At 55.8% G+C, this 18,113-nt stretch carries 8 protein-coding genes; 7 read left to right on the forward strand and 1 reads right to left on the reverse strand.

Annotated features, from left to right (window positions below):
- Nucleotides 1-33: 33 nt before the first annotated feature.
- From JJB07_RS24360 to JJB07_RS04685, 7 genes are all read left to right on the forward strand, one after another.
- On the forward strand, nt 34-4,458 hold the full coding sequence (locus JJB07_RS24360; protein WP_201631532.1) for a fibronectin type III domain-containing protein: 4,425 nt from the start codon (nt 34-36) through the stop codon (nt 4,456-4,458).
- Between the two features lie 143 nt (nt 4,459-4,601).
- Entirely contained in the window at nt 4,602-6,230 is a 1,629-nt protein-coding gene (locus JJB07_RS04660; protein WP_201631535.1) for a dynamin family protein, read from the forward strand.
- A gap of 7 nt (nt 6,231-6,237) precedes the next feature.
- On the forward strand, nt 6,238-8,205 hold the full coding sequence (locus JJB07_RS04665) for a dynamin family protein (protein ID WP_201631538.1): 1,968 nt from the start codon (nt 6,238-6,240) through the stop codon (nt 8,203-8,205).
- Between the two features lie 124 nt (nt 8,206-8,329).
- A complete protein-coding gene (locus JJB07_RS04670; protein ID WP_201631541.1) occupies nt 8,330-12,208 on the forward strand; it encodes a FlgD immunoglobulin-like domain containing protein in 3,879 nt (1,292 codons plus the stop codon).
- A 126-nt stretch (nt 12,209-12,334) separates the two neighbouring features.
- Nucleotides 12,335-16,072 (forward strand): FlgD immunoglobulin-like domain containing protein, encoded by a 3,738-nt coding sequence (locus JJB07_RS04675; RefSeq protein ID WP_201631543.1) that lies wholly within the window; start codon nt 12,335-12,337, stop codon nt 16,070-16,072.
- A 126-nt stretch (nt 16,073-16,198) separates the two neighbouring features.
- Nucleotides 16,199-17,053: an SPFH domain-containing protein gene (locus tag JJB07_RS04680; RefSeq protein WP_201631545.1), complete on the forward strand. Its 855-nt coding sequence runs from the start codon at nt 16,199-16,201 to the stop codon at nt 17,051-17,053.
- Between the two features lie 16 nt (nt 17,054-17,069).
- Complete coding sequence (locus JJB07_RS04685) at nt 17,070-17,237, forward strand: type II toxin-antitoxin system antitoxin (protein WP_201631547.1); 168 nt, start codon at nt 17,070-17,072, stop codon at nt 17,235-17,237.
- Nucleotides 17,238-17,275: 38 nt separating this feature from the next.
- Here JJB07_RS04685 and JJB07_RS04690 read toward each other — a convergent pair whose 3' ends face one another.
- The gene (locus JJB07_RS04690) at nt 17,276-18,097 is read right to left on the reverse strand and encodes a polysaccharide deacetylase family protein (RefSeq protein WP_201631549.1); all 822 of its coding nucleotides are present in this window, start codon (nt 18,095-18,097) and stop codon (nt 17,276-17,278) included.
- Nucleotides 18,098-18,113: the final 16 nt, after the last annotated feature.

Here is an 18,113-nt window from a genome sequence, read left to right on the forward strand (position 1 = left end):
ATAAATAATAATAATTATAAAGGGGAGCGAGTAGTGAACAAAGTTAGAAATAGAAAATCAACTGTTGTATTAAGTTGTCTTGCCCTGGCGGCGGGTCTCATCGGATACACCGGATTTGGAACGATCCCGTCTGCCTCGGCTTTCACTCCGGTGGTGAACGCAGGTTTTGAGACGTACACCGGAACGAATGGAGTGGCAGACGGTTGGACGGTCAACGTTCCCGCGACGGCTACCGGAGGCTTGCAAGTAGTGGACTCTCCGGTGAAGGAAGGATTGCACGCCCAGCGAGTTTCCGTCGGCGGGTTGCTGACAGGGGAAACGGCAGGGATTGAACAAACGGTGGACGTCGATCCCTCGTCACAGTATGAACTCTCAGGGTATTTCAACATTGAAAGTCTCGTTCACGCCAACGTGCAGCTGTACATCGAGTACCAAGATGCGGCGGGGACTGTAGTTGACAGCAACACGATCCAGCAAGTGCAGCTGACGAACGGGTATGTCCGTTTTCAGAACATCCGAATCGCAGACTCCACGGTTGTAAAAGCCAAGATCGCCGTCCGACTCGCCGCGACGGCAGACGACGCATCCGGTACGTTTACAGTCGACCAGCTTGCATTTGCCAAAACGGGCGACACGCTCGTCAATGCAGGGTTTGAAGACTACAACGGGATGTACGGCGTGTCCGACATCTGGCGTGTCGGGGTGAATGCAGGCTCCCAAGGCAGCTACTCCGTTTTGAATTCGCCGGTCTATACCGGCTATCGTGCGCAGAAAATCGCCGCCACGAATCTGCTCTACCCGGGATTTGTTCACATGCACCAAGTCGTAACGGCCGTACCGGGCCGGACCTATGCAGCGAGCGGTATGTTCAACATCCCGCAACTCACCAACTCGAAGTTCCAGTTGTACTTGTTGTTCATGGACAAGGACAACAAGTTAATTGAAACCGAAGAGCCGTTCGTGCAAACCGATCCGACGAGCGGGTACCAGTGGATGAAAACCGGCGTATTCGCCGCTCCCGCCGATGCGGCGTTCGTGCAAGTCGATGCGTTGATCCGTGCAAACGGGGACGGTGCCTCCGGGATGTTCTACGCAGACGACATGCGGATCACACTGGACCAACCGGTTCCGGTTCCCGACCAACCGATCGTGGATTTGATCCCGAAGATGACGTCGAACACCCAACCGCTCGGCGAAGTCACAGCGACTCCGGTTGCTGCGACCACCTACCAAGCGTTCGATGACAATAACACAACTGCGATCACGCAGCCTGCATCAAGCGGTACGCTGGGCTTCGATTTCAAAACGCCGGCTGTGGTTCGCGAGTATTCCATCTCGAGCAACAGCACCACGAAAAGCCCGAAAGACTGGAAATTCGAAGGCTATGACGGCTATCAGTGGGTCACTCTCGATGAGCAAAGTGACATCAAGGACTGGAAGTCTTCGGTTTTGACCAAAAAGTTCTCCATTCCAAATAAATTGCCGTACTTGCAATACCGAATCAATGTCACCGCGAACAATGGAGATGCCTCATCCCTTGTCACAGCGGAGCTCGCCATGTACGGCTATTTCGGAATTCCGGCAACGCCGAAAGGGTTGGCGAACACTGTCAACACAGACAAATCGGTTACGTTGAAATGGTCTTCGCAATTGGGGGTCACCGGCTACTACGTCTACCAAGACAACAATCCGACCCCCGTTCTAACCGTAGCGGCGGGGACGACGACGGCAACGTTGACCGGGCTTGAAAACAACCGTGTCTACCACTACAAGATCAGTGCGTACAACGCGGTTGGAGAATCGGTCAAGACCAATGAAGTTTTGGCGATGCCGTATGAGGCAAACCAATGGTTGAATCCGACCATGACCTCAAACACGGTACCCTCCGGCATCGTCACCACGAGTGTCGCGCCGGCGAACGGCTTCAAACTTTTTGACCACAATGGCAATGGGACGTCTTGGGCAGGGGCGGATTCGAACCCTGTCACCATCGACTATGACTTCCAAACCCCGACGATTGTGAAGGAGTACGCGCTGTATACGTATGCCGGCGCGTACTCGACGTCCGCTCCGAAAAATTGGACGTTCGAAGGATTTGACGGTACGCAATGGGTGGTGCTGGACACGCAATCCAACGTGTCGGACTGGGCGACGTATACAACCAAGTACTTCACGACCACCAACACGAAGCCGTACTTTAAGTACCGACTGAACATGAAGGACAACAACGGAAGTCTCGTCAACGGTGTGCCCAATTACCAACTTTACGAGGTGCAATTGCTCGGCTCGTACGATGTTCCGGCGATGCCGACCGGGTTGATCGACACCGCCAACTCAGACGGAACGGTTTCGTTGAAATGGACGCCGCAACTGGGAATCACGAGCTACAACATCTATCAAGATTACCAAGATGCAACCAGTATTCCGGTCAAGACGGTTCCGGTAGGCACGACGACTGCCACTCTGATCGGGCTTGAGAACAACCGCGTCTATCGATACAGAATCAGCGCGGTGAACGCAGTCGGGGAGTCGGCGAAAACGGCCGACATCATCGCAATGCCCTACAGCGCCACCCAATGGGTGAACCCAACGATGACCTCGAACACGGCCCCCTCCGGGATCGTCACCACGAGTGTTGCGCCGGCGAACGGCTTCAAACTTTTTGACCACAATGGCAATGGGACGTCTTGGGCAGGGGCGGATACGAAGCCTGTCACCATCGACTATGACTTCCAAACCCCGACGATTGTGAAGGAGTACACGCTGTATACGTATGCCGGCGCGTATGCGACGTCCGCTCCGAAAAACTGGACGTTCGAAGGATTTGACGGTACGCAATGGGTCGTGCTGGACACGCAATCCAATGTGTCGGACTGGGCGACGTATACAACCAAGTATTTCACCACCACCAACACGAAGCCGTACTTGAAGTACCGATTGAACATGACGGACAACAACGGCGCTCTGACCAGCGGAGTTCCCAACTACCAACTATTCGAAGTGGTATTGCTGGGTTCCTATGACGTTCCAGCGATGCCGACCGGGTTGATCGACACCGCAAACGGTGACGGAACGGTTTCGCTGAAATGGACGCCGCAACTTGGAATCACGGGCTACAACATCTATCAAGATTACCAAGACGAAACCAGTGTACCGGTCAAGACGATTCCTGTAGGCACGACAACCGCGACTCTGACCGGGCTTGAGAACAACCGCGTCTATCGATACAGAATCAGCGCGGTGAACGCAGTCGGGGAGTCGGCGAAAACGGCCGACATCATCGCAATGCCCTACAGCGCCACCCAATGGGTGAACCCGACGATGACCTCGAACACGGCCCCCTCCGGGATCGTCACCACGAGTGTTGCGCCGGCGAACGGCTTCAAACTTTTTGACCACAATGGCAATGGGACGTCTTGGGCAGGGGCGGATACGAAGCCTGTCACCATCGACTATGACTTCCAAACCCCGACGATTGTGAAGGAGTACACGCTGTATACGTATGCCGGCGCGTATTCGACGTCCGCTCCGAAAAACTGGACGTTCGAAGGATTTGACGGTTCAAAATGGGTGGTGTTGGATACGCAATCCAATGTGTCGGACTGGGCGACGTATACAACCAAGTACTTCACGACCACCAACACGACGCCCTACAACAAGTACCGATTGAACATGACGGACAACAACGGAAATCTCGTCAACAATGTTCCCAATTACCAACTTTTCGAGGTGGTATTGCTGGGATCGTATGATATTCCGGCGATGCCGACCGGGTTGATGAACACGTCAAACGGAGACGGAACGGTTTCGTTGAAATGGACGCCGCAATTGGGAATCACAAACTACAACATCTATCAAGACGATGGCAACGTACCGGTCAAGACGATTCCTGTTGGCACGACGACTGCGACTCTGATCGGGCTGGAAAACAACCGCGTCTATCACTACCGAATCAGTGCCGTGAACGCGGTTGCCGAATCGAGCAAGTCCTCAGAGGTCATCGCAATGCCTTACAACGCCACCCAATGGGTGAACCCGACGATGACTTCGAACACAGCTCCCTCCGGGATCGTCACCACGAGTGTTGCGCCGACGAACGGCTACAAACTCTTTGACCACAATGGCAATGGGACGAATTGGATCGGTTCCGCTGCGACTCCGGTCACGATCGACTATGATTTCCAAACTCCGACGGTTGTGAAGGAGTACACGCTGTTTACCTATGCCGGCGCGTATTCGACGTCCGCTCCGAAAGACTGGACGTTCGAAGGATTTGACGGCACGCAATGGGTCGTGCTCGACACGCAAACCAATGTGACCGACTGGGCGACCTACGTGACCAAGTACTTCACGACCTCCAACACAACGCCGTACACCAAATACCGACTGAACATGACGGCGAACAACGGAAACGCCAACTTCCAACTTTACGAGGTGCAATTGCTCGGCAACCACTAACGCCAAGCTCGTAGAAAAACCTCCCGACCCACGGGAGGTTTTTTTTTCACGTTTTCCCTCCCACGTGCGTAACTTGTAAACCCATGATAGAATCATCTACGGAAGCGTTTTATTTAGGAGTATTCAGATAGGAGTTTTTTCCGATGACCTTTATAGAGACTTTGCAAGTACAAGTCCGTCACGAGAACCTCGACGTCCGCTTGGGCACCATCGCGGACGAGATGGAACGTGCCGGGAATTCCGTACATGGCGCCAAGGTGCGCGATTTGATCAAGAAGCTCGACGCAGGCGAATTCTCCATCGCCTTCTGCGGACATTTTTCGGCGGGGAAGTCCACGATGATCAATACCTTGCTCGGTGCTGACATCCTGCCGTCCAGCCCCATCCCGACGTCTGCCAACGTTGTAAAAATTCGCGGTGGCGAGTCTTTCGCCCGCGCGTACCTCACCGACGGCGACTACCTCGAATTCGATGTCGCCAAAGACTTGGAGAAAATCAAAAACTACGCGGTCGACGGCACCACCGTCGAATCGATTGAAATTGCTCACCCGACCGACCTGCTCGCCCCGAACCTGTCCGTCATGGACACGCCGGGCATCGACTCCACCGACGACGCGCACAAAGTCGCAACCGAATCGGCGCTGCATCTCGCCGACGTCGTGCTCTACGTCATGGACTACAACCACGTCCAGTCCGAGTTGAACTTCTCCTTCACCAAAACCCTCAAAGACCGCGGCAAGCCGGTGTACCTCATCGTCAACCAGATCGACAAGCACATGGACTTCGAGCTGTCGTTCGACGACTACCGCGACTCGGTCATCGAAGGCTTTGGCAACTGGGGCATCGAGCCGGACGGTCTGTTCTTCACCACCTTGCACGAGCCGGACCACGAAGAGAACATGTTCGAAACGCTCCAAGCGAAAATCAGCGAGCTGTTCGCCGAGCGCGACACCCTGTTGGTCAAAAGCGTCGTGTCCTCCGCCGCCTATCTCATCGACGAACATCGCAAAATCCAAGCGGCGATTCACGCCGAAACGCGCAATACCCTGCAAGCGCGTCTCGATGCGGCCGACAACGCCGACGAACTGCTCGCCGGAGCGGAGATCGCCCGCCAGCAACTTCAACAACTGCAAGCAACCCCGCTCGACCTCCAAGAGCTCTTGAAAAAAGAAACCAACTCCCTGCTCGACAACGCCAAGATCACGCCGTTCCAAACCACGGAACTCGCAGGGAACTACCTCAAGAGCCGCAAACCGGGCTTCAAAGCGGGCTTCCTCGCTTCGGCACGCAAGACGCAAACGGAGATCGAAAACCGCCTGCAAGCGCTCTACGAAGACTTCGCCGAGAAAGTCAAAGCCAACATCGACTGGCACATCCGCGAACTGCTCGTCAAAGTGCCGGAGAAGTTCGGCATCCGCGATGAAACCTACGCGAAGTCGGTCTACGAACAATTCGACGTGAAGTACGGCCCGGACTTCCTCGCCGGCGTGGTCAAGGAGGGCGGTCTCTCCTCCGACGAATACATGTACCAATACGCCAAGGACATCGCCGCTGAAGTCAAGCAACTCTACCGCCGAGAAGTGCAGCGTTTTTCCGACATGGTCGTCGGCATCGCCAAGGATCAAGCGGAGGAAAAAGGCGCGATGCTGCGCCTGCAACTTCAAGCAGCCGAAGACCTCACCCACGCACAACAAGAACTGGCTGAACTCCAACAAGTGGAACAAGACTACGTCGCACGCCTCCTGCGCGTGTTGACCGGACAAGGGGAATAAACGCACGATGGAAGATTTCAAGTCACAACTGGGTCTCACGGCCGCCTGCCTGCGCACGGCGGCCGAAGTGACCTCTCAATTGACCGGCCTCAAGTCGATGGCGCAAGGCATGAACCAACGCGCCGACCGCTTGGAGCAAAACCTGTTCACCGTGGCGCTGTTCGGCGCTTTTTCCGCAGGGAAGTCGTCGTTCGCCAACGCCCTGATGGGGGAGATGGTCCTCCCGGTTTCGCCGAACCCGACCACGGCGGCGATCAACAAAATTCTGCCGCCCACCGAGCAATACCCGCACGGCAGCGTCCGCGTCAAGATCAAATCGGAGAGCGACATCACCACCGACGTGCAGCAGTCGCTCGGTGTCTTCGGTCTGTCCGCTCCGTCGCTTGACGCCGCTCTCGACGAGATCGTCAAACTCGACCCGTCGCAAGTGCTCTCGACGGCGAAACCGCACTTCTCGTTCTTGAAAGCCGTTTCCAAAGGTCTCGCCCCGATTCGCGAACACTTGGGCCAAGAACTGCTCGTCGACATGAAAGAGTTCAAAGCGTTCGTCGCCAAGGAAGAAAAAGCCTGTTTCGCCGACTGGATCGAACTCTATTACGACTGCCCGCTGACCGCCCAAGGCATCACCTTGGTCGACACGCCGGGGGCCGACTCGATCAATGCGCGACACACCGGAGTCGCTTTTAACTACATCAAGAACGCCGACGCCGTGCTGTTCGTCACGTATTACAACCACGCGTTCTCCAACGCCGACCGCGACTTCCTGACGCAACTGGGCCGCGTGAAGGACACGTTTGAAATGGACAAGATGTTTTTCATCGTCAACGCCTCCGACTTGGCGAAGGACGAGGAAGAACTGCACGGCGTCGTCGATCACGTTCGCAAAAACCTCGTCGCCTGCCAAATCTCCAGACCGCGCATCTACCCGGTCTCGTCCCAAACCGCCTTGCTTGCGCGCCTGCATGAAAAAGGCAAGCTGGCAGGCTCCGCGGAGAAAGTCTACCGCCAGCGCACGAACAGCATCGAAGGCGACCTGATGCCGGCGGGCGAAGCGCTCACGCTCTCCGGACTCAGCGCCTTCGAGCGAGACTTCCTCTCGTTCACGATCCAAGAGCTGACCCAGATCGCCGTCAAATCGGCGGTCGCCGAAATTCGCCGTGCCGTCACGACGCTTGACGACCTGATCTCCACCGCCAACGAGGACGAATCGGTGCGTGCGGAGAAGTTGCTCGCCGCCGACACCGCGAAGCAAAAAGCGCTCGACGGCGTCCGCGCCCTCGAAACCTCGTCCGAAGAACTGGCCGTTGTGAAAGAAATCGACGAGCTGCTCTACTACGTCAAGCAACGCCTGTTCTTCCGCTTTGGCGACATGTTCAAGGAAGCGTTCAACCCCGCCGTGCTCCAAGACGACGGACGCGATCTGAAAAAAGCGCTCCGCTCGTCGCTCGACGAACTGGTTCGCTACATCGGCTACACGCTCGGTCAAGAGATGCGGGCGACGGGTCTGCGCATCGAGAAGCATGTCAACCACAGTGCGAAGCGGCTGAGCGACCGCATGGGGGACGCCGTTCACCAAACGGCGCCGAAATTGGAACTGGAGCCCTACCAACCCCGTTCCTTCGAGTCGCCGGAGTTTGACGAAGTGCTTCCGACGTATCGGATCGAGGACTTCCAAGGAGCACTCGGGTTGTTCAAATCTGCCAAAGACTTTTTCGAGAAAAACGGCAAGCAAGCGATGCAGGAAACGTTGGACAAGCAGATGCAAGCGCCTGTACAAGCCTACCTCGACGAAGCGAGCTCCCGTTTCAAAGACCTGTACACGCAGGCTCTGCTCACCACCGTTCAAGACGGCAAGCAAAGCGTCTCCTCCGAAGTCGAAGAGTACTTCGCCGGGATTCTCGAAGCGCTCTCCGCGAAAGTGGATGTCGAGAAGCTCACAAGTTCTCGCGAGAAGCTTTCGAACTTAATCGCGTAATAAGGAAAAGGTCACCTTCAGTTGCAGGTGACCTTTTTTCTATGTTTAATAAGTGTTTGATAATACTCTTTTTTCATGTTAGTATATGGTAAAAATGCTAGATCCAAGAAGGGAAGTGATGCTGATGCAAGGAAGACCAAGCAACAAAGCGCGTCTGAAGGCGTTGACTCTCGGCGTGGCCGTGGCAACATCCGGTTGGTTGGCGGTCGCGCCGATGGCCTATCCGGTCGCGGTGTATGCTGCGACGAGTCCCGCCGACACTTCGACAATCGGACTTACGTTGACGAGTGTTGCAACGACTCCGTTTGCAGCGACCGGTTCGAATACAACTCCGATTTCCTACAGCCTGAAAACGGCGGCCAACGTCACGCTCGTCGTGCTCGATGCAGACGGGAACATCGTACGCACGGTTTTGAATAACGTCTCCACGACAGCCGGTTCCAAGTCGACGACATGGAACGGCAAAAACGACGCAGGGCAACTCGTCACAGACGGCGTCTACACCTATAAACTTTCCGCTGCAGACGCGGCAGGTACCACCGCGACTCCGCAAACCAATCTCATCACCATCGACCGAACGGCTCCGGTGATCTCGGGCAACAGCGTAGATCAAAGCCTGTTCGCTCCAACGGGGACGAACCATGTAAATTTGAGCTACTCCCTCTCCGAGACGGCGAAAGTCACCGTCAACATCTACAACAGCAGCAACACGCTGGTCAAAACGCTCGCTTCAAACGTTCAGCAGAGTGTAGGCACCAACACGCTGACTTGGGATGGCAAGAACTCCTCCAACGTGCTCTCGCCGGACGGGGTCTACACCTATAAAATCTCCGCCGTCGACCTCGCAGGACTGAACGCCGTGGCGGTGAGCGGCACCACGACGATTGAACGGTCGGCTCCTTCGATCACAGCCGTCTCGGACACGCCGGACCCGTTCAAAGTGACGGGCACGACGAACAGCACGATCAACTATACGTTGTCCGAGGCTGCGAATGTTTCACTCAAGATCTATGACAAAAACAACCTCCTCGTTCGCACGCTGGTGGACGCAAGACTTCCCATCGGCACCAAATCGGTGACATGGAACGGCAAGAACGACTCCGGAGTTCTCGTCGACGACGGGTTGTACACATACAAGATCAACGCAACCGATTCCTACGGCAACCAAGCAACAGAAGTGACGGGTACGATCACCACGGACAAAACCGCACCTACGGTCTCGTCGCTCAACGTGGGAGATGCGTTTGCGCCGGGTCAAAGCACGTTGCCGATTTCCTATGAGCTGTCAGAGAACGCGAAAGTCACGACCACCGTTTCCAACGCAGCAGGGACTGTCGTTCGGACACTGGAAAGCTCCGTCGCGAAGCAAGCGGGACTGAATTCTTTGGCGTGGGATGGCAAAAACACGTCCGGCGTCCTCGTGCCCGATGGAACCTATACCGTGAAAGTCAACGCAACCGACGCAGTCGGGTTCACTTCACCTGTTACCTCGGGGACCACCAAGACGGAAACCGGGGCGCCGGTGCTCACGGCGGTCAAAGACTCGACCGACCCGTTTAAAGTCACGGGAACCAGCACCTCTACGATCTCGTACACGATTTCCGAAGACTCCAACGTCAGCGTAAAAATCTACGGCGCAGACGGCAGGCTCGTTCGCACGCTCGTCAACGGTCTCGTCACCTACGGAGCCAAATCGGTGACCTGGAACGGCAAAAGCGAAGCCGGAGATCTCGTCGTGGACGGAACCTACACCTACAAAATCAACGCCACCGATCTGACCGGCAAAGCGGGCGTGGAAGCAATCGGCACGATCACCACCGACAATACGACGCCGAACGTCATGCTGCTCACTGTCGGAGCAACCTACGTACCGGGTTCCCAGCTCTTGCCGATTTCCTACGTGCTCTCGGAATCTGCCAAAGTGACGACCACGATCACCAACAGCGCAGGAACGGTCGTCCGCACACTCGAGAGTGCAGTCAGCAAAACTGCAGGCGACAACAACGTGACATGGGATGGAAAAAACGCATCCGGTGTCCTCGTGCCGGATGGTACATACACCGTGAAAATCACGGCAACAGACGCTGTCGGGTTCACGTCAGTACCGGTCACGGCCACTACACAGGCAGAATCAGGTGCCGCACAAATTACAGCAGTCAAAGTTTCTTCCAATCCGTTCAAAGTGACAGGCACCGCGACGACGACTCTCTCGTACACGCTGTCGGAGGATGCCAATGTCGACGTACAACTCTGTGATGCCAACGGTTGGATTGTTCGCACGCTTACCACTGGCCCGCAAACCTTTGGAGCGAAATCTTTCGCATGGAACGGCAAAAACGATGCCGGTTTCATCGTGGCAGACGGAACTTATACCATCAAAACCCAAGCAACCGATCGGGCTGGCAACGTTTCTACAGAAGTGTTAGGCACGATCACAACTGACAGTGCAGCTCCGGTCGTAACGCCGACAGACACGCAGCAGGTGATCTTCGTGCCCGGTTCCGAGAATGCCGTCATCGGATACTCCCTCAGCGAAAACTCGAAAGTGACAACGGCCCTCTACAACAGCTCGGGTACGCTCTTGAAAACTCTCGAAAGCAACGCAGCCAAAAGCGCGGGAGCCAACACCGTGACTTGGGATGGCAAAAACTCCTCCGGAGTCCTCGTTCCGGATGGCCTGTACACGGCGAAACTCACCGCCACCGATACAGTCGGTTGGGTCGCGAATCCTACGTCGATCCTATTCAGGGCAGATAGAGGTCCGGCATCTGTGACGAATGTCTACATGCATCCGTTCAAATTTACGCAAGAGAACGCCCAACTGGACTACACAGTGGGGGAAGAAGCGAACGTGAACGTGGAAATTTTCGACGCAAGCGGTATGCTTGTGAAGACTGTCTTCCAAGGCCATGTTTCGGCGGGCAAACAAGTCGCCCAGTGGACAGGACGAGATGAGTCGTCTCAGTTCGTGCCGGATGGAATCTACACCTACAAAATCAATGTGACCGACATGGCAGGCCACGTATCACCGGAAGTGACAGGAACTTTTGAGGCGGTCAATCGAGCTCCTCAGATTACAAACGTGTCGGCTGAACCTGCCGCGATCAATCGCCAATCGACTTCCACAATTACGTACACGTTGTCGCAGGACGCGAATGTCGAACTTGACATTTTGAACGCCTCAGGATCGTTACTTCAACGTCTGATGAACGCCGTACCCACGACTGCGGGTGTACACACGGTCAAATGGGATGGGAAAAATCCCTCGACCGGCACTCCATTCGTCGATGGAACCTACACCTATGTGCTGACTGCGACGACATCAGATGGCTGGACGTCCGAATCGGCAAAAGGCACGATTCAGCTAGACAATGTGTTCCCGTCCTTCAGATACCAATTTGAACAGCACTTTACTCCTTTGGTCAGACCGACTCCTGTGTCGTTTACACTCGAGGAAAGCGTCAATTCCCTCAAAGTCTACATTACCGATAAGCACACGGTTCAAGTAATCCGAACGATCTATGCAGGAGGTCCGCACGCTGCGGGAACGTACAGTTTCAATTGGGATGGTTTGGATGATAACGGGAATCTCGTACCGGATGAACTCTACTCTATCATGCTGGAGGGAACAGACCTTGCGGGGAACCGCAGTGCAACAGGGTCGTCTATTTTTGTGGAGAACCACGCGCCTATACTCTCCAATTTGACTTTTGACCAAGTTCCCTATCATCTGAACAGCAATGTTCCGCTCAAGATCACGTGCAACAATTCCGGTTATGGGCATTTGGAAGCCCAGATTTACAATCCGGATGGAACTTTAAATGCAAGACTCATTGATCATGATGACCCGGATATTCCGTTTGAATTCCAATCCAAAGACAGAGTGTTTTCTTGGTACGGTGTCAATGCAAGTGGTGTCACCGGCACCTACAAAGTCGTGATTCAGGCGACCAATTGGTCCGGAATGACATCTGAACTGACCTCTACCTTCGAAGTCAACTAAGGAAAACGTCCACCGTTCTCGGTGGGCGTTTTATTTTTCGATTAAACCGTTATTGAACCTACGATCTGAAACATGATAATATCTGAGTGTAGACAAAATTAAATCACCAGAAGGGAAGGGTTGCCGATGCAAGGAAGCAGAGGCACTTGGAAGTGGGTGCTCACCCTCGGAGCGGGCTTTACCGCTGCGAGTTGGTTCGCCGTCACTCCGGCACACGCGGACAACAGCAAGTTTATTGAAATGAACACGCTGTCCCAGTCACAACTTTCCGCTTCCGTAGACGCGATTCTCGCCGATTCCAGCAAGTTCACGGCGGGGGATTTGATCGTCAAGTACAAACCGGGCACGGATGCCGCCAAAATTGCGGGCAAGCACGCCGCAAGCGTTCAGAAAAGCAACAAAGGTCTGCGCCTTGGCAAGTTGGCCTTGACCAAGAACGCCAATCTCAAGCAAACGTATATGGACCTCGTCAACGACCCTGATGTCGAGTATGTACAACCGAACTATAAATACGATCTGACGGCCACTCCGAACGACCCGAGCTACAGCTTGCAGTGGTCGCTCCCGAAGATGCACGTCCCCGAAGCGTGGGACAAAACGCAAGGCGATTCGTCGATGGTCATCGCCGTCGTCGACACGGGCGTTCTGTCCTACCACCCGGATCTCAGCGGAAGTCTCCTGCCGGGCTATAACGCGATTACGAACGACGGCAACTACAACGATGACAATGGACACGGAACGCACGTCGCGGGCATCGCCGCCGGGATGATGGGCAACGGCGTCGGAATTTCGGGCGTGGCGGGACATGCCAAGATCTTGCCGGTCAAAGCGATGAGCGCATCCGGCTCCGGCTCTGACCTCGACATCGCTGAAGGCATCACATGGGCGGCCGACCACGGCGCGAAAGTCATCAACTTGAGCCTTGGCTCCGCTTCGTTCTCCCAGACGATGCAAGACGCGATCAACTACGCCTACAGCAAAGGGTGCCTGATCGTCGCAGCGGCCGGCAACGACAATTCCAGCGCGTTGCACTATCCGGGGGCTGACGAGCACGTCCTCTGCGTCATGGCCACCACGGAAACCAACACCAAAGCGACTTTTTCCAACTATGGTTCGTATGTAGACATCGCCGCGCCGGGCACGAACATCTATGCGACGACGTATGACGGAGCCTATGGATACAAGCAAGGCACTTCGATGGCGTCTCCGAACGTCGCGGGTGTGGCAGCTTTGGTTTGGAACTACCGCCCGACGCTGACCAACTTCCAACTTGAGCGCGTCTTGGAATCGTCTGCGCTCGACTTGGGTACCGCAGGCAAAGACACGACGTTCGGCTACGGACTCGTCAACGCGTTTTCTGCGATGACGGCGGCCGTCGATACGACGCCGATCGGTCTCACGCTGACCGGAGTCACACCGAATCCGTTTGCTCCGACCGGCTCCAACGTCTCGACGTTCTCTTACTCCATCGCAGAACCGGGCAACGTCACATTGAAAGTCCTCGACGCAAGCGGCAACGTCGTGCGGACGCTTTTGAACAACTCCGCCGTTACGGTCGGTGCCAAATCTGTAACGTGGGACGGCAAGAACGACGCCAAAGTTCTCGTGGCGGAGGGAGAATACACGTTCCAACTTACGGCGGTCGATTCGTGGGGCAACTCGGCGACACCGCTGACCCGCACGATCTCTGTGGACCGCACGGCACCCGTGATCTCGGGAAACACCGTATCTGCGAATCCGTTCGTTCCGACCGGTACGAACACCGTGGGTCTGACCTACGCGCTGTCCGAACCCGCCAAAGTAACGGTGGGCATCTATAACAGCGCAAACGCATTGGTCAAAACGCTTGTCACCAACGTTCAACAAAGCGCGGGTGCGAACTCCTTGACGTGGGATGGCAAAAACTCGTCCGGCGTACTCGCTCCGGACGGCATCTATACGTATAAAATCACCGCGACCGATGCAGCAAATCTGAGCGCCGTCGCTGTCTCCGGCGCCGTAGGACTCGACCGCTTCAAACCGTCGATCACCGCTGTCAGCGACACCCCGGACCCGTTCAAAGTCACGGGCACCGCGAACAGCACGATTGCCTACACGCTGTCGGAGGAATCGACGGTCGACATCAAAATTTATGACGCAAGCGGCACTCTCGTCCGCACGTTGCAGAACGCCAAACTTCCGTCCGGCGCGAAGACGGTCGCATGGAATGGCAAAAACGACGCCGGCACGCTCGTTGCGGACGGCATCTATACCTACAAAATCAACGCAACCGACAGCTTCAACAACCAAGCGGCCGAAGTGACGGGCACGATCACAACGGACAAAACCACACCGAGTCTCACGCTGACGACGTCCGCTGTGAAATTCGGTCCGGGCTCTGAGACGCTCTCTCTGAATTACACACTCTCGGAGAAATCCAAAGTCACGACGACCGTCACCAACTCCGCAGGTGCAGTCGTTCGCACGTTGGAGAACGCGATCTTGAAAGACGGCGGCTCCTACTCCGTGCCGTGGGATGGCAAAAACGCCTCCGGCGTCCTCGTCCCCGACGGCGTCTACACGGTCAAAGTCACCGCTACAGACCTCGTAGGCTGGGTTTCGAATCCGGTTTCTGCGACGGTTACGACGGAGACGGGAGCTGCCAAAGTCACGAACCTCAAAGCGACACCGAACCCGTTCAAAGTCACGGGCACGACGCTGGCGACATTCACGTACACGCTTTCGGAGGACGCAACGGTTTCTCTCAAAGTCACCGATTCAAACTCCAACGCGATCAAAACCCTCGTCAACGGCGTCCTCAAAGCGGGTGCTCAAACGGTTACGTGGAACGGGAAAACGGACGCCGGAATCTTGGTAGATGACAAGGAATACACCTACACGCTGACGGCAACCGATGCGGGCGGCAACGTGACGACGCTTTCGGGCACGATCAAAACGGACAAGACCGCTCCGACGCTCGGCAACTTGACATTCTCGCTCGCTCCTCCCGACTCGATCACGCTCGCGGTCGATCTGTCCGAAGACGTCAAGCTCACGGCCGGCGTGTACAACAACGTGGGTGCCTTGGTTAGGAATTTGACCGTACCGACGCTTGCCACCGCAGGCACGCTGAACCTCACGTGGGATGGCAAAACCTCGGCCGGCCAGATGGCGCCGGACGGCACCTATACGTTCAAACTCACCGGCACCGATGCGGCGGGCTGGGTGACGAACGCTTCGGCTCAGTTGTACCTCGAAACGGGTGCTCCGAAACTGACGGCGCTCTCCAATTCGCCGCTGATCTTCCGTCCGACGGGCACCAACCTCAATACGCTTGCGTTTACGCTTTCGGAGGATGCAACGCTCGTGATCAAGGTCGCCGATTCCAATGGCAACGTCGTGCGCACGCTCTACAACGCCAAGCAAACGCCGGGCGCGAAGACGATTCAATGGAATGGCAAAACTGACGCGGGCGTGCTCGTCGGCACCGGCGTCTACACGTACAAAATAGATGCGGTCGATCTCAAAGGAAACGTCGCCGCGACGGTGACCAGCAACGTAAGCGTTGATGTTACGGCCCCAACGTTTACAACTCCGACGTTCAGCGTGAACCCGTTCCATCCGACAACCGGCGCAACGACCGCGCTTTCCTACAATTTGTCGGAGGACGCAACGGTCACCGTGACCGTCGTCAACGCAAGCGGGGCAGCGGTGAAGACGCTTCTCAACGGTGTGAAACAGTCTGCAGGCAGCAACACCGTCGCTTGGGACGGCAAGAACTCGTCGGGCGTCGTTCTCGCAGCGGGGACCTACACCGTAAAACTCCGTGCCGTCGACGCGGTCGGACTCATCGGGGAAACCAGCTTCACCATCGTGATCAACTAGAACAGTCTGGGTACGAAAAGAGGCGGGAGACCCCCGCCTCTTTTTTTTCATTCCGGAATATGATATCATGATGATATCAAAGTGATATCAACTGAGAATTGTTGAGAATGAAAGGGTGAGGGGTTCATGCAAGAGCGTAAAGCGTGGGCATTCAACGGATTTGTCGGCATCTTGCTCGTCCTGCTGCTGTTCGTCATGGCGGGAGTTTTGGGATCGAATGGAGGAACCGGCGGAATTGTCGGAGCTCTCGTGTGTCTCCTGTTGGGCATCGTCTCGATCACCGGGTTTCAGATCGTGCAACCGAACCAAGGCTATGTCGTGATGTTCTTCGGACGTTACCTCGGCACGTTGCGCCAAGATGGATTCTGGTGGACGGTACCGTTTTCGCTTCGCAAGAAAGTCTCGATGCGCGTGCGAAACTTCCACACCTCGCAACTGAAAGTCAACGACGTGGACGGCAACCCGATTGAGATCGCCGCCGTCATCGTCTTCAACGTCGTCGATTCCGCCAAAGCGATGTTCGACGTTGACAACTACGAGCGTTTCGTCGAGATTCAATCGGAGATCGCCCTGCGTCACATCGCGAGCTACTACCCGTATGACACGATGGATGATCAGGGCGGCTACACCCTGCGTGCCAATCCGGACGAGATCGCCGAGCAACTGCAACTCGATCTCCAACACCGACTCGCCATCGCCGGCGTCAAAGTCATGGAAGCACGCCTGACGCACTTGGCGTACTCGGCGGAGATCGCCCACGCGATGCTGCAACGCCAGCAAGCGACGGCGATTCTCGCAGCCCGCGCCAAGATCGTAGAGGGCGCCGTCGGCATGGTGCAGATGGCGATTGAGAAATTGCAGAGCGAAGGCGTGGTGGAACTCGACGAAGAGCGCAAAGCTTCGATGATCAACAACCTCATGGTCGCCATCGTCTCCGAACGTTCGGCACAACCTGTCGTCAACGCCGGATCGCTCTACTAGACGGGCGGGATGAGCAATGGCCAAAAAGCAATTTCCGCTGCGCCTCGACCCCAAAGTCTATGAAGCGTTGGAACGCTGGGCAGGCGACGAGTTTCGCAGCGTCAACGCACACATCGAGCTCTTGTTGCGCGAATCGTTGAAGCGAGCGGGGCGTTTGAAACCTGAGGAGGACAAAGGAGAATAGAGAAGACCCACGACCGAGAAGGTCGTGGGTCTTTTTTTTTAACGAAGGGACAGGAGAGGGTAGTCTTCCATCTTGACGAAGCGGAAGCCTTTTTGTTTGAGTACGGGGATGGCTTTTTTCACCCCTTCGGCCGTCCATTTCTCCGGATGGTTCATGTGCATGAGCACGATGGAGCCGGGTTTGGCGTTGATCAGCGCGTTGTAGACTTGGTCGGTGTTGAACGTGGCTCCGGCATCGCCGAGCACGTTGTATCCCGCTACATTTTCGCCGAGGTCATTGGCGACTTTCACCCCGATCTCATCGTAGAACGCCGTGCCGGAACGGAAAAACTTCGGAGGATGACCGAGCAGTTTTTCCATCTTGCGGTGGTTGTTCAGCACTTCGTCGATCATGTCGCCGAGGTTGGCTGTGCCGTTGATTCCCCAAGCGGGTTTGCCGTTGACCGACAGCGGGCGGTGTTGCGTGCCGTGGTTCTCCAACTCGAACTGCGGAATCTTGGCCAGCGCGAGGAACGTTTGCAGGTTAGCATCAATCCAGCGCGAGTTGATGAACAACGTCGCCGGGATGCCTTGTTGCCGCAAGTAGTAGATCAACTCCGCATCGTAGCCGCTGCCGTGCGGGCCCCCGCAGGCGTCGAAGGTCAAGGCGATCACTTTGTCGGTGGTTTTCAGGGAGGTGCGGACGCCGGTGACGCTCTCGCCCCATTCCTTGGGGACTTGGTTTTTGTACTTGTTGAGCAGTTGTTGTTTCAAAGTGGCATCGCTCGCGGCGGTTGCTATCGCAGGGTTTGTGGTGGTTCCCGCGAGCATCGTCAGCGAACAGGTGAGCAAGCAGGCCCCGATCCAGTGTGTTTTTTTCATATCGTCACTTCCTTTT

It is taken from the genome of Tumebacillus amylolyticus (assembly GCF_016722965.1).
Classification (GTDB): Bacteria; Bacillota; Bacilli; order Tumebacillales; family Tumebacillaceae; genus Tumebacillus; species Tumebacillus amylolyticus.

Excerpts from the sequence above, each read along its gene's own strand:
- JJB07_RS04690 (WP_201631549.1), bottom strand. The coding sequence starts at position 18,097 with ATGAAAAAAACACACTGGATCGGGGCCTGCTTGCTCACCTGTTCGCTG.
- JJB07_RS04675 (WP_201631543.1), top strand. The coding sequence starts at position 12,335 with ATGCAAGGAAGCAGAGGCACTTGGAAGTGGGTGCTCACCCTCGGAGCG.
- JJB07_RS04670 (WP_201631541.1), top strand. The coding sequence starts at position 8,330 with ATGCAAGGAAGACCAAGCAACAAAGCGCGTCTGAAGGCGTTGACTCTC.
- JJB07_RS04685 (WP_201631547.1), top strand. The coding sequence starts at position 17,070 with ATGGCCAAAAAGCAATTTCCGCTGCGCCTCGACCCCAAAGTCTATGAA.
- JJB07_RS04665 (WP_201631538.1), top strand. The coding sequence starts at position 6,238 with ATGGAAGATTTCAAGTCACAACTGGGTCTCACGGCCGCCTGCCTGCGC.
- JJB07_RS04680 (WP_201631545.1), top strand. The coding sequence starts at position 16,199 with ATGCAAGAGCGTAAAGCGTGGGCATTCAACGGATTTGTCGGCATCTTG.
- JJB07_RS04660 (WP_201631535.1), top strand. The coding sequence starts at position 4,602 with ATGACCTTTATAGAGACTTTGCAAGTACAAGTCCGTCACGAGAACCTC.